The organism is Paraburkholderia phytofirmans PsJN (assembly GCF_000020125.1).
GTDB lineage: Bacteria > Pseudomonadota > Gammaproteobacteria > Burkholderiales > Burkholderiaceae > Paraburkholderia > Paraburkholderia phytofirmans.
Genome location: NC_010676.1, coordinates 526,125 through 538,078, shown reverse-complemented (window position 1 = coordinate 538,078; position 11,954 = coordinate 526,125). Strand labels below are relative to the sequence as shown.

At 63.7% G+C, this 11,954-nt stretch carries 11 protein-coding genes; 6 read left to right on the top strand and 5 right to left on the bottom strand.

From position 1 onward, the window contains the following. Window positions 1-6 precede the first annotated feature (6 nt). Window positions 7-858, bottom strand: a complete 852-nt coding sequence (locus BPHYT_RS22190) for an H-NS family nucleoid-associated regulatory protein (RefSeq protein ID WP_012426360.1) — start codon at window positions 856-858, stop codon at window positions 7-9. Window positions 859-1,461: 603 nt separating this feature from the next. Here BPHYT_RS22190 and BPHYT_RS22185 point away from each other — a divergent pair. Continuing rightward, a complete protein-coding gene (locus BPHYT_RS22185; RefSeq protein ID WP_012426359.1) occupies window positions 1,462-1,752 on the top strand; it encodes a hypothetical protein in 291 nt (96 codons plus the stop codon). A gap of 56 nt (window positions 1,753-1,808) precedes the next feature. Beyond that, window positions 1,809-2,048, top strand: a complete 240-nt coding sequence (locus BPHYT_RS22180; protein WP_012426358.1) for a hypothetical protein — start codon at window positions 1,809-1,811, stop codon at window positions 2,046-2,048. Window positions 2,049-2,075: 27 nt separating this feature from the next. Here the strand turns inward: BPHYT_RS22180 and BPHYT_RS22175 are convergent, their stop codons facing one another. Then, a complete protein-coding gene (locus BPHYT_RS22175) occupies window positions 2,076-3,149 on the bottom strand; it encodes a DUF6765 family protein (protein ID WP_012426357.1) in 1,074 nt (357 codons plus the stop codon). 341 nt (window positions 3,150-3,490) lie between these two features. Between BPHYT_RS22175 and BPHYT_RS22170 the strand changes: the two genes are divergently transcribed. After that, window positions 3,491-3,721 (top strand): DUF2964 family protein, encoded by a 231-nt coding sequence (locus BPHYT_RS22170; protein ID WP_041759097.1) that lies wholly within the window; start codon window positions 3,491-3,493, stop codon window positions 3,719-3,721. 47 nt (window positions 3,722-3,768) lie between these two features. On the opposite strand, the gene BPHYT_RS22165 is transcribed toward BPHYT_RS22170, so the two are convergent. The 3 genes from BPHYT_RS22165 to BPHYT_RS22155 form a co-directional block, all read right to left on the bottom strand. Beyond that, a complete protein-coding gene (locus tag BPHYT_RS22165; RefSeq protein WP_012426355.1) occupies window positions 3,769-4,230 on the bottom strand; it encodes a DUF488 domain-containing protein in 462 nt (153 codons plus the stop codon). Window positions 4,231-4,330: 100 nt separating this feature from the next. Then, the gene (locus BPHYT_RS22160) at window positions 4,331-4,732 is read right to left on the bottom strand and encodes an FKBP-type peptidyl-prolyl cis-trans isomerase (protein WP_041759096.1); all 402 of its coding nucleotides are present in this window, start codon (window positions 4,730-4,732) and stop codon (window positions 4,331-4,333) included. After that, a complete protein-coding gene (locus tag BPHYT_RS22155) occupies window positions 4,729-5,607 on the bottom strand; it encodes a carbon-nitrogen hydrolase family protein (protein WP_012426353.1) in 879 nt (292 codons plus the stop codon). Before BPHYT_RS22155 ends, BPHYT_RS22160 begins: the two co-directional genes overlap by 4 nt. Window positions 5,608-5,823: 216 nt before the next feature. On the opposite strand from BPHYT_RS22155, the gene BPHYT_RS22150 reads away from it, so the two are divergent. From BPHYT_RS22150 to BPHYT_RS39470, 3 genes are all read left to right on the top strand, one after another. After that, a complete protein-coding gene (locus BPHYT_RS22150) occupies window positions 5,824-8,469 on the top strand; it encodes a ligase-associated DNA damage response DEXH box helicase (protein WP_012426352.1) in 2,646 nt (881 codons plus the stop codon). After that, window positions 8,466-9,125 carry a ligase-associated DNA damage response endonuclease PdeM gene (gene pdeM / locus BPHYT_RS22145; protein ID WP_012426351.1) on the top strand — a complete coding sequence of 220 codons (660 nt, stop codon included), beginning with the start codon at window positions 8,466-8,468 and terminating at the stop codon, window positions 9,123-9,125. Before BPHYT_RS22150 ends, pdeM begins: the two co-directional genes overlap by 4 nt. A 1,124-nt stretch (window positions 9,126-10,249) precedes the next feature. After that, complete coding sequence (locus BPHYT_RS39470) at window positions 10,250-11,461, top strand: hypothetical protein (protein ID WP_167315764.1); 1,212 nt, start codon at window positions 10,250-10,252, stop codon at window positions 11,459-11,461. The last annotated feature ends 493 nt before the right edge of the window (window positions 11,462-11,954 follow it).

The window sequence follows — 11,954 nt, the reverse complement described above, 5'->3', positions numbered from 1 at the left end:
TTGCGCTCATGCGCCGGCTGACGCCGGTGCGGCTGCCGGCGTGGCCGGGGCACTCGTCGCAGCAGCTTTTTTGGCAGCGGCTTTACGAGCCGGTGCTTTCCTCGCTGCTTTGGCCACGGCGCTCTTCTTCGCCGCCGGCTTTACGGCGCCTTTCTTTGCCGCTACTTGTCTGGTTGCCGCGGTGGCTTTCTTTGCAACTGTTTTCTTCGCCGCGCCTGCTTTCTTTGCCACGACTTTTCGAGCCGCGGCTTTCTTGCTCACTACACCGCCAGTTGCCGCCGATTTCACTTTGCCGGCCTTCTTCGCGGCTTGGTGACCCGCATCCGCCACGGCTGCCGAGGCGCTATCGATCAGGAATTTGCTACGGTCCTTGACGCTGGCAAGCCATGCCGGGGCCGGGCCGCGGCCGCTCCAGGTCGCGCCAGTTTTCGGATTGATGTACTTGGGCGGTTGCGCGCCTTTCGGCTGACCTTTGCTGCCTTTCGCATGGGTGACAGCAGCCTTTGCCGCCGATTTCAATTCGCTCGCGCCTTCGATCAGGAACTGGGTGCGGTCTTTCACACTGGCAATCCAACCCGGTGCGCGGCCGTGGCCTGTCCAGGTCGCGCCGGTTTTATGGTCGCGGTACTTTGCCACTGCCTTACCGGAGCTCACGGCTTTCGCCTTGCCGCCGCCATTCAAGCCTCTCGCGGCGCGCCGGGCTTTTGCCTTGGCTTCGATATCCGCGGTAGTCAGGCCATGCTTGAGCATCAGGTCACGAATCTGGTCGACCGCGACTTGCGCTTTCCTGGCCAGAAGAACGTCAGCTTGCGCCTGAAGCTTTTTAAGCTTTGCTTGGATTTGCTCTAACGTGGGCATTTGATTGCTCCTTATGTGGTAATCGATCGAACTATGCCACGAATGACGCGAGAAAGGCAGATCGGCGTGGCTATAAAAACACGACTCTGAGTCGATCACGCATCCGGTGGAGTACGAACTTTTTGGATTCTTTACTTCGTCGCCCCACTTTTCCGGCTTTTTTCTTTGCCACTCTCCCTTTCTTTTTACTGTCTTTCCAATTCCTGGGCCGGCTTTGCAATTCCCGGCCGGCGGCTGCGACGGCATTCCGTCGCACTGAAGTGAGCCGCCGTGCATTGAGGCATAAGCCGCTTCTACTATAGGCAAGCATTAGAAGATTCAAAGGCCGGCAGTACATTTTTTATTGCCTGAGTACGTTTGCGCGTCTACCGGCTCTTACAAAAAACACTTTTTCGATTCCGAAATCCTGGCTTGCCCGAGATGCAATGCGCTAGCCGGCACCTTCGTAACCCCGCGTTACCAATCTCGCAACGCTGTTTCACCTGTGTCCGGACCGCCCTTCTACACTCCGAACCGCAACTCGATGCAAAGCTCTGGAAAACCCGCAAGGGTGAAAGCTGAGGCAATCGGAAGCATCGCACTTCGATAGCAAGGAGAAGGCAAATGAACAAGAAGATCATCGGCGCGGTATTCGGTCTGGCAGTGCTGGCAGCATCGTCGGCGGCCTCGGCACACGTGGATGTGGCTGTCGGAGTCGGCATTCCAGTCGGCGTGGTGGCACCGCCGCCTGTTTATGTCGAGCGGGGTCCGGCGCCGGTGCCGGTTGTTTACGGCGGCTACGACGACTGGCGCGCGCGCGAATGGCGCGAACGCCGTGAATGGCGAGAACGCGAATGGCGCCGCGAGCACTGGCGCGAACATGAATGGCGGGAACGGCACTGGAATGGCTATTGAAATGACGCCGTATAGCGCCATGTTAGAACCCCTCGTCAATTGAACGGTACTTTCAGATGAAAGCTGGTTACATGAGAGCCGCCCTCGCGGCGGTGGCGCTCACTTCTGCAGCGGTCGGCACGGCAAACGCGGCCGGCTGCATGAAGGGGGCAGTAGTAGGTGGAGTGGCGGGACACTATGCCGGACATCACGCGGTGGTCGGCGCGGTCGGCGGCTGCCTGGTCGGGCGGCATATGGCCAAAAAGCATGCAGAAGAACAACAGGCCGCGCAACGCCAGCAAGCCAGAGTGGAATAAACCAGGTTCGGGGCGCCCGCGCCCCGGTCAGGCGATTCGCAATCCGTGCGTTGGCAGAATCTCCTGCGTGGTCACGAAGCGGTGCTGTTTGACCGCGTCGTGAAACAGACGGTAATCGCTTTTCTCGAAAGCGTTCGTCCATTCGGGCTTGTCGCCGGTATCGTCGTCGAACTTCAAACCGGTGGCCAGATACTTCCAGGAGCCGGGACCTTTTGGCACATAGTCCGGAATCGACTCTTTCAAACCCGGAATACCGCCGGCCTTTACGACGCGGCAAATGTGCCGCAAGCGATCGTTGTCGTCCTCCAGCCGGTTCGTATTGAGCAGGTCCGTGAGCACGTCCGTCACATCGTCCGGCATGCCGGGCAGATTCTCGAAGTCTTGCCGCCCCGCCAGATAGGCGCGCACCGCGCGGCACGCCATCTCGGCCGCTTGCACGAATTCCGGCAGATTGTGTCGCTGGACGAACTCGTTTCTACCGTCGATGTAATGCCATTTTGCCCACGGCTGGTCAGGATAGTGCAAGGCAGCACCGTGACCGACGGGCAGCGCGACGGTCAGCACGTCCTCCTCGATGTGTTCGATCAGGTGCTCGCTGGCGAGTCTGAGTTTGGCGAACCAGCCTTTGCGGGTGCAGTCCTGAGCTTCCAGCAGATGAACCCGATTCCACGGACTTTCGATCCCGGCGAAGCCTTGATGCGCCCATGTATCGACATACGTGTGAAGCGTCACGCCCAGCCGATGCAATCCCGTTTCGGTGTCCCGGCGCAGGATCGCGCGCCGCACCACTTCGCGCGCGACCGCGCTATCGGGCCGGCACACGGCCTTTTCGTGCAACGTCGAGCCCTCGGCCGCCGGCAGAAAATGAAAGGGCGTCCACACGAGCCGGTTCTTGTCGTCCTCGGTAGTAGCGTAATCGAACAGCTTGTGCGCGGTGGCGAAGCGTTCGAACGTCTCGCCGCCCTTGAAGCGCAATATGCCCGCGGTCGTCGCATCGTCCACATATTGGCAGGCGTGCGCCACGGTGATCGCGTTGTCGGCCGTCATCCCGGCCACGCGCGCGGCAATATAGACGACACCGTAATGAAAGTCGATATTCATGGCTGGCGCTCCTGAAGCGCGACGAATGACGACGGGGGGATTCCGGACTGCGCGGCGGGGTGGATGCCGCGTCGGCGCGTGAGTAGATAGTAGACGACCGAACGCGCCGGGACTTTAAAAAACCGCTCACTACCCGGTTTCGTGCCGGGTCCGGCACGCGCGCGCCGCGGAATAAATAGACTTGCGACAATCTTTCCGCTTTTATCGTTTGCACTGTCGGGCGGCTCAGCTATGCTGTGTGCCATTGGAATCCATTCGTAATGCGAAAGGGCATGACCGGACCGCACGACTCTCCAGTCCAAACCTTCGGGCATTACACGCTAACGCAAAGGACACATCCCGTGAAACTCGACAATTGGAAAGAAGGCGCCAGTCCGGAACGGCGCAAGCTGATTCGCAGCAAGCTTCATGTTTTGCTGGCCACTATCGGCACCCTGGCGTCCGTGGTGGGAATCTGCGTGGCCATTAACGGCGGACTGGAATTCAATCGCACCAAAGTTTTTATCGGAGTCGGCATTACCGTCGTCTCCACCATCGTTTATATCTCGATGCTTTTCGCGCCGTCCGATTGAAATCGGCCCTTCTCCGGTTGCGCAAAACGCCGCCATCGAACGGTCGGTTACGACAGGTGGGTAATTTTCAGGCGGCTATTCCAGCGCGAGTTCAGATACTCGAGCGCCAGCCGCCGGTGGCAATGGTGTGGTAAATGTTCACTGCAAAGCAGGCAAGCCGAGCGGAATAGATCAACGTCCAGATTGCTTTCCACGCGCCGCCTGGCGATCAGTTCGACGTAAGCCGCGGAGAACTCGTCCCACGTCAGCTCGTTGGCCTTGTAGCGCTTGAACAAGTCGGGCTCCGGAGCCAGCTCGGGCATTTCCCGGTAAACAGCGCCGCACAACTTGTCGAGAAAGAAAGGCAGGTCCTGTTTCTTCGCGAAACCGGCCAGTTGCGACGTGTTGCTCAGGCGAATGTCGAGCACCGTGCGCACCTGCGCGTTTTTCAGCAGATCGAAAAATTCCTCAGCCGTCTTGCCGGTGAATCCGATGCTGGCGACGGGCACGGCATTGTTTTCGCGTTTCATTGCGGGAGTACCTGGCAATGGGCGGACGCAGTGCCCGGAAAAAGAAAAGCCCCGCTGCGAAATTCGGAGCGGGGCTCAGTCTCAGTTCACGTCGCGCTGTTTACTTGACGATACCGACCAGCTCGACCTCGAAGGTCAGGTCGCTGTTCGGCGGAATCACGCCAACGCCGCGATCGCCGTAAGCAGTCGCCGCCGGGCAAGTCAGTTTGGCCTTGCCGCCCACCTTCATCTTCTGCACGCCTTGCGTCCAGCACGGAATCACGCGGTTCAGCGGGAACGTGGCTGGGCCGCCGTGTTTCGCCGAGCTATCGAACTCGGTACCGTTGGCGAGCGTGCCGCGGTAGTTGACCTTCACTACATCTTCGGCGGCCGGTTGGGCGCCTGTGCCTTGAGTCAGATGTTCGACCACGACGCCGGAAGGCAGTTTCTCGGTGGTGGGCGCGGCGGCCATTGCCGTCGAAGACAGAAGAGCTGCTGCGACCAATGCAACGATAGATTTCAAAGCGAGTCTCCAGATGGGTAGTGCGCCTCATTGTAACGGATCGCATGAACCGCCTCGTCACGCTCGCGGAAGTCCGCGAGCATCGTCTCGCGTTCGCGGACGTCGGCCAGCACCGCCGGATCGAGTAGCGCGGTAATCACTTCTTCGCGCTCGCGGCTCGCTTGCGCTATGACGTCACCAGACGGACTCCAGATCGCGCTTGCGCCGCACGTTGCCCAACCGCCCGTCGTGCCGACATGATTCGACAACAATGCATACATCGTGTTGTCGAAGGCCCGCGCGGGAAACCAGATGCGCGACTGGTGGTAGCCGGTCTGCACGCTGAAGAGTGCGCTCACCAGATACGCGTGCGCGCCGTTGACCGCCGCATGGCGCGCGTGCTCCGCAAAGCCTGAGTCGTAGCACACGCCGAGCGCGAGGCGCCATCCGTCGAGTTCGAGCATGCGGCCTTGCGTGCCCGGCTGATAGATCCTTGTCTCGCTGCTGTACAGGTATTGCTTGTGATATGAATCGAGTTGCGCGCCGGAACGGCTGAAGACGAGCGAAGAGATATGCAGGCCGCGCTCGCCGCGCGTCGCCGCGCCGACGATGACGGCGATTTCACGCTGCCGGCAGATGTCCCGAATCGGTTCGAGCCGCGCGTCGTGTGCATCGAAAGCGTATTTCGCGGGATCGCCGGCGATCAGGTCGGGTTCATAGCCGGTCAGGAATTTCTCGGGAAAAACCACCAGTTTTGCACCGGCGTCGGCAGCCAGTGCGGTCAATTCGACCGTTCTGGCGATGTTGCCCGTGACGTCGCCCGATATGGGTTGAGCTTGCGCAGCCGCGATTCGCAATGAGGTTTGCGGCAGCAATGCCTGTATGTGATTCAACATGCGCTCTGTGGTGAAAGGACCGTTGCGATATGGCTGCGTACTTTGAACCCTTGGGTCGAGGCAACCGAAGCACCGGCATTTAAACACGTGCGGCACGCCGCGCGTAAGTGCGAAGATGCGTGGTGAACCACCTGAGCGGTTTAGCGGTCCACATAGGTAATCCCCTCCTTCGAGTTGTTCGCCGACACGCGAATCCAATGCTAAAGAGCGCTTTCGATGACCGAGCCGGCTGACTCCGACGAGACCACAATCCCGGCGCCTTCTGCTGCGTCGGAGCGGCGCCGCGCGCCCCGGCCGCGCCGCATTCCGCGCAGCCGCGAGCAGCAGGCGCGGCTCGACGCGCGCGAACCGGCGTTCGAGCCGCAGCCTTTTTCCATCGACGAAAACGCTGCGCAGCGCCCGTTTGCCGAGAAACTCGGCGAGTGGTTCGAGGCGCGCCGTTGGCAGCCGTTCGAATTTCAACGCGAGGTCTGGCAGGAGATCGCCCGCGGCGCGAGCGGCTTGCTGCACGCGACGACCGGCGCCGGCAAAACATGGGCCGTCTGGTTCGGCGCACTGGCCGCTTTTGCCGCCACGCCAAGTGCGCGAAAGCGCAGCACGCTCCGTACGCAGCCGGAGCCGCTCACGGTGCTATGGATCACGCCGATGCGCGCGCTCGCCGCGGATACGGCGCGCGCGTTGCAAAGTTCGGCGGCGGAACTGGCGGTGCCGTGGAGCGTCGGTTTGCGCACCGGCGACACGTCGTCGGCCGAGCGCGCGCGGCAGAACCGGCGAATGCCGTCGGCACTGGTCACGACGCCGGAAAGTCTCTCGCTCATCCTCACTCGCCCCGATGCACACGATGTGCTCGCACACGTGCGGCTCGTGATCGTCGACGAATGGCATGAGCTGCTCGGCAACAAGCGCGGCACGCAGACGCAACTCGCGCTCGCCCGTCTCGCGCACTGGCGGCCTGAATTGCAGGTATGGGGCTTGTCGGCGACGCTCGGCAATCTGTCCTTCGCCGGCGACGTGTTGCTCGCGCCCGTGAAGACGCCACGCGTGAGCGTGCATGGCGCGCTGCCGAAAGCACTGATCGTCGATACGGTGATTCCCGAGACGATCGAGCGGTTTCCGTGGGGCGGCCATGTGGGCATGCGCCAGGTCGGCGCCGTGGCCGAGGCGATCGGCGAGGCTCAGACCTCGCTCGTGTTTACCAATACACGCTCGCAATGCGAAGTCTGGTATCAGGCGCTGCTCGAAGCGCGGCCCGAATGGGCCGGCCTGATCGCGCTGCATCACGGCTCGCTCGATCAGGAAGTGCGCGAATGGGTCGAGCGTGGCCTCAAGAGCGGCTTGCTGAAAGTGGTGGTGTGTACGTCGAGCCTCGATCTGGGTGTCGACTTTCTGCCGGTGGAGCGCGTGTTCCAGATCGGCTCGCCCAAGGGCGTCGCGCGTTTGATGCAGCGCGCGGGGCGTTCGGGTCATGCGCCGGGGCGGCCGTCGCGTGTCACGATCGTGCCGACGCATGCGCTCGAACTGGTCGAAGCCGCCGCCGCGCGCGAGGCCGTCGAAAAGCGTCAGATAGAAGGCCGCGAAACGCCTGAGAAACCGTTCGACGTGCTGGTGCAGCATCTCGTCACCGTGGCGATCGGCGGCGGTTTCGACGCGCGCGAACTATATGGCGAAATTCGCAGCACCTATGCCTATCGTCAACTGACGCAGGCGGAGTTCGACTGGGCGCTCGGCTTCGTCGAAGGCGGCGGCACGGCGTTGCGCGCGTATCCCGACTACCATCGCGTGGTGCGCGAAAGCGACGGCATGTACCACGTGCCGCGCGAGGATCTGGTGCGAAGGCATCGCAACAATATCGGCACGATCGTCGCGAACGGCACGTTGAATGTCGCTTATCTGTCGGGCGGCCGGATCGGCGCGATCGAGGAATCGTTTATTTCACGGCTGAAACCGGGCGATATTTTTACTTTCGGCGGACGTGCACTCGAATTGATCCGCGTGCAGGATATGACCGCGTGGGTGCGGCGCGCGACATCGTCGCGCGGAGCCATGCCCCAATGGGCGGGCAGCCGTATGCCGCTTTCGTCCGAACTCGCCGACGCCACGCTGACGATGCTTGCACGCGCCGCGACCGGCATCTACGACGAACCGGAAATGCGCGCTGTGCGGCCGCTGCTCGAATTGCAGCAGAAGTGGTCGGCCTTGCCGGAGCCGGGCGTGCTGGTGGTGGAGTTGGTGAAATCGCGCGAAGGACATCATTTCTTTTGCTATCCGTTTGCCGGGCGCACGGCGCATATCGGTTTGGGCGCACTGCTCGCATGGCGCGTCGCGCGCGAAAAACCGGGTACCTTTTCTATTTCGATGAACGACTACGGCTTCGAACTGTTGTCCGCGCAACCATTCGATTGGGCGGCGCAACTCGAAAGCGGATTGCTCTCGCCCAAAGAACTGGATCACGACATACTCGCCAGTCTCAATTCGTCGGAACTCTCTCTGCGGCGTTTTCGCGAGATTGCGCGCGTGTCGGGCCTGGTGTTTCAGGGGCATCCGGGGCAGCAGAAGAGCGCGCGGCAATTGCAGGCGTCGAGTGCTCTCTTCTACGAGATCTTTCGCAATCACGATCGCGGCAATCTGTTGCTCAACCAGGCCGACGATGAAGTACTGCTGCAGGAACTCGACGCCCGCCGCATTCGCATTGCGCTCGAACGCATGAACGCGAGCCGGGTGGTCGTCACGCGGCCAAAAAAACCGACGCCGTTTGCATTTCCGCTGATTGTCGGACGCCTGCGGGAGAAGGTCAGCACAGAGAAGCTCGCGGATCGCGTCGAGCGGATGCTGGCCGAACTCGAGAAGGCGGCTCGCGTATGAAGCCGGCCTCGTTGCCGGTGGAGATCGCCGGGCATCCTGTCGTGCTGTCGAGCCTGCGTGCGATGTTCGATCCCGCGCTGCGCTGTCTGTTCGTCGCCGATGCGCATTTCGGCAAGGACGCCGTGTTTCGCGCACGCGGCATTCCGGTGCCGATCGGTTCGACCGCCGACAACCTGATGCGCCTGGATATTCTGATCGCCGAGTTCGAGCCGGCCATGCTGGTGTTTCTCGGCGATCTGCTGCATGCGCGCGAGGCGCACGCCAGTGAGACACTCGACGCATTGCATGCCTGGCGCGCGCGGCATGCGCGGCTGCGGGTGGTGCTGGTCGAAGGCAATCACGACCGGCATGCGGGCGCGCTGCCGGCGACGCTCGAGGTCGAGTATGTGCAGGAGCCCTGGCGAGTGGGACCGTGGGCGCTGTGTCATTACCCGCAGAAAGTGGAAGGCGCGTATGCGCTCGCGGGGCATGTGCATCCGGTGTATCGGATTGCGACGCGCAACGATTCGGTGCGGGTTCCGTGTTTCCGGTTCGGGACGGCGTGCGGTGTGTTGCCCGCGTTTGGGAGCTTTACTGGAGGAACGCGCGAGGACGGTCGTGTCGCAGGAGAGAAGGTTTTTCTGGTGGTGCAGGAGAGGGTGATGGAAGTGGTGTGACGAGGGATTTTGAACTGGTTTCTGAGCGACCAGTTTGCCGAGGTTGACGATGGGAGCGAGCGGACGGGAGTCGTTCGCTCGCTCCGTTTGGCATCGGTAGGGAGGCCGGTCTCCCGGCCTCCGTGCGATGAAGAAGCGTCGCTTCGTTAGTGGTTGCCGCCGCCGTGGCCACCGCCACCGCCGCCGTAGCCGCCACCGTGGCCGCCGAAGCCGCCGCCATGGCCTGAGCCGAAGCCGCCGCCGAAGCCTCCATGGCCTGAGCCAAAGCCGCCACCGAAGCCGCCACCGTGGCCTTGGCCTCCATTGCCTGCGCCGGGGCCGTTTCCGCCCTTGCCGCCGTCACCGCCGTGGCCGTGGCCACCTGCGCCAGGACCACCGTTGCCGCCGTTGCCGGGGCCGCCTGCGCCGGGGCCACCGCTGCCGCCATTGCCCGGGCCGCCTGCGCCCGGGCCACCGTTGCCACCGTTGCCGGGGCCGCCTGCGCCGGGACCACCGTTGCCGCCGTTGCCCGGGCCGCCTGCGCCAGGACCGCCGCCGCCCTTGCCACCGTTGCCCGGCCCACCGTTGCCACCATTGCCCGGGCCGCCTGCGCCTGCGCCCGCACCGGGGCCTCCGTGGCCACCGTTGCCGCCGTTACCCGGGCCACCTGCGCCAGGACCGCCGTTGCCTGAGCCACCTGCGCCCGGACCGCCGCCTCCCTTGCCGCCGTTACCGGAGCCGCCGTTACCGCCGTTGCCCGGGCCGCCTGCGCCAGGACCGCCGTTGCCAGAGCCACCTGCGCCCGGACCGCCGCCTCCCTTGCCGCCGTTGCCGGAGCCGCCGTTACCGCCGTTGCCCGGGCCGCCTGCGCCAGGACCGCCTGCGCCTGGACCGCCGTTGCCAGAGCCACCTGCGCCCGGACCGCCGCCTCCCTTGCCGCCGTTACCGGAGCCGCCGTTACCGCCGTTGCCCGGGCCACCTGCGCCAGGACCGCCGTTGCCAGAGCCACCTGCGCCCGGACCGCTGCCGCCCTTGCCGCCGTTGCCGAAACCACCGCTGCCGCCATTCCCCGGGCCCCCTGCGCCAGGACCGCCATTGCCCGAACCGCCTACGCCGGCACCGCTTCCTCCCTTGCCGCCGTCGCCGTGGCCACCGTCGCCGTGACCACCATTGCCGGGACCGCCCGCGCCAGGACCGTTTCCGCCATTGCCGCCATCGCCGTGGCCGCCTTCTCCATGGCCACCCTCTCCATGGCCACCGTTGCCAGAGCTGCCTGCACCAGGACCGTTTCCGCCCTTGCCGCCATCGCCATGGCCGCCGTCTCCGTGACCGCCGTCGCCGTGACCACCATCACCATGGCCACCGTCTCCGTGGCCGCCGTCGCCGTGGCCGCCGTCGCCGTGACCGCCATCGCCATGACCGCCATCGCCGTGGCCGCCGTCGCCGTGGCCGCCGTCTCCGTGGCCGCCATCGCCGTGACCACCATCACCATGACCACCATCAGCATGACCGCCGTCTCCGTGACCACCATCACCATGGCCACCGTCTCCGTGGCCGCCGTCGCCGTGACCGCCATCGCCGTGACCACCATCACCATGACCGCTGTCTCCGTGACCGCCGTCGCCGTGACCACCATCACCATGGCCACCGTCTCCGTGGCCGCCGTCGCCGTGGCCGCCGTCGCCGTGACCGCCATCGCCGTGACCACCGTCACCATGACCGCCATCACCGTGACCACCGTCACCATGACCGCCATCACCGTGACCGCCATCGCCATGACCGCCATCGCCATGACCGCCGTCTCCATGACCGCCATCGCCATGGCCACCATCGCCATGGCCACCGTCTCCGTGGCCACCGTCACCATGACCGCCGTCCCCGTGGCCATGGCCTCCATCGCCATGACCGCCGTCTCCATGTCCGCCATCGCCGTGGCCACCGTCTCCATGACCGTCGCCGCCATGGCCATGACCGCCGTCACCATGATGACCGCCATCGCCGTGGTGACCATGATGACCGTGGTGCCCATGATGGCCATGACCATGACCGCCGCCGTCGCCACCGTCACCGCCATCGCCGCCGTCACCTCCATTCCCGCCGGTGCCGCCGCCATCGCCGCCTGTGCCGGTTCCGCCGTTACTACCGCCGTTACCACCGCCACTTCCCGTACTCCCAGAACCGAGTCCAGACGAGCCCGAGCCGTTCCCGCCGCTATTGCCCGCGGTCGCCGTCCCTGTCGACGATGTCCCGTTGCCGCTTTGCGTGCCCCCGGCCGATACCGCACCCACCCCACCCGGGGCGAATCCACCTCCACCAGGCATCACGAGGCTTCGGCTTTGCCGAATGCAACCGGGTGAGTCCGGACAATCGCCCGGCAACGCTTGCGCCAACATCATCACGTTCGAACTGACCGACGGCGCGGCCGACGCTGCCGGATTTGTTTGCGCACCCGCCATCGCCGCATACAGACTCACAGCAACTGCGAATACCGCCCGGCGCGTCCCCAGCGCCAGCGCGTCCCCGTTTTGCTTTTTCATTTCATTCTCCTAACTATATGCTTTTAGCGACCGGCCCTGGTAACAAGCGAATCTCTGTTCACTGTTAAAAATGAAACCTCAACGCCCAGTCGTCATTGCCTCGCGTCACGCTAAAACCACATGACTTTCGGCATCTCTCGCGCGGAAAACCCCGGTCCGATTCAGCGTGATTCGAGAGAAGACAACGGGCTGTGCGCGAACCCCGATTTTTAAAAACGCACAGCTGGGCCTGATGGACGTTGAAGTTATGCGCAGTGCCATTCAGTGACCGTGCGCTACCCCACGCAGTGCGATATCGCTGCGGTTTTTACGG

What these genes read in the sequence shown, in the direction of transcription:
- BPHYT_RS22190 (WP_012426360.1), bottom strand. Translation starts at nt 858, where the DNA reads ATGCCCACGTTAGAGCAAATCCAAGCAAAGCTTAAAAAGCTTCAGGCG.
- pdeM (WP_012426351.1), top strand. Translation starts at nt 8,466, where the DNA reads ATGAAGCCGGCCTCGTTGCCGGTGGAGATCGCCGGGCATCCTGTCGTG.
- BPHYT_RS22175 (WP_012426357.1), bottom strand. Translation starts at nt 3,149, where the DNA reads ATGAATATCGACTTTCATTACGGTGTCGTCTATATTGCCGCGCGCGTG.
- BPHYT_RS22185 (WP_012426359.1), top strand. Translation starts at nt 1,462, where the DNA reads ATGAACAAGAAGATCATCGGCGCGGTATTCGGTCTGGCAGTGCTGGCA.
- BPHYT_RS22155 (WP_012426353.1), bottom strand. Translation starts at nt 5,607, where the DNA reads ATGTTGAATCACATACAGGCATTGCTGCCGCAAACCTCATTGCGAATC.
- BPHYT_RS22150 (WP_012426352.1), top strand. Translation starts at nt 5,824, where the DNA reads ATGACCGAGCCGGCTGACTCCGACGAGACCACAATCCCGGCGCCTTCT.
- BPHYT_RS22180 (WP_012426358.1), top strand. Translation starts at nt 1,809, where the DNA reads ATGAAAGCTGGTTACATGAGAGCCGCCCTCGCGGCGGTGGCGCTCACT.
- BPHYT_RS22165 (WP_012426355.1), bottom strand. Translation starts at nt 4,230, where the DNA reads ATGAAACGCGAAAACAATGCCGTGCCCGTCGCCAGCATCGGATTCACC.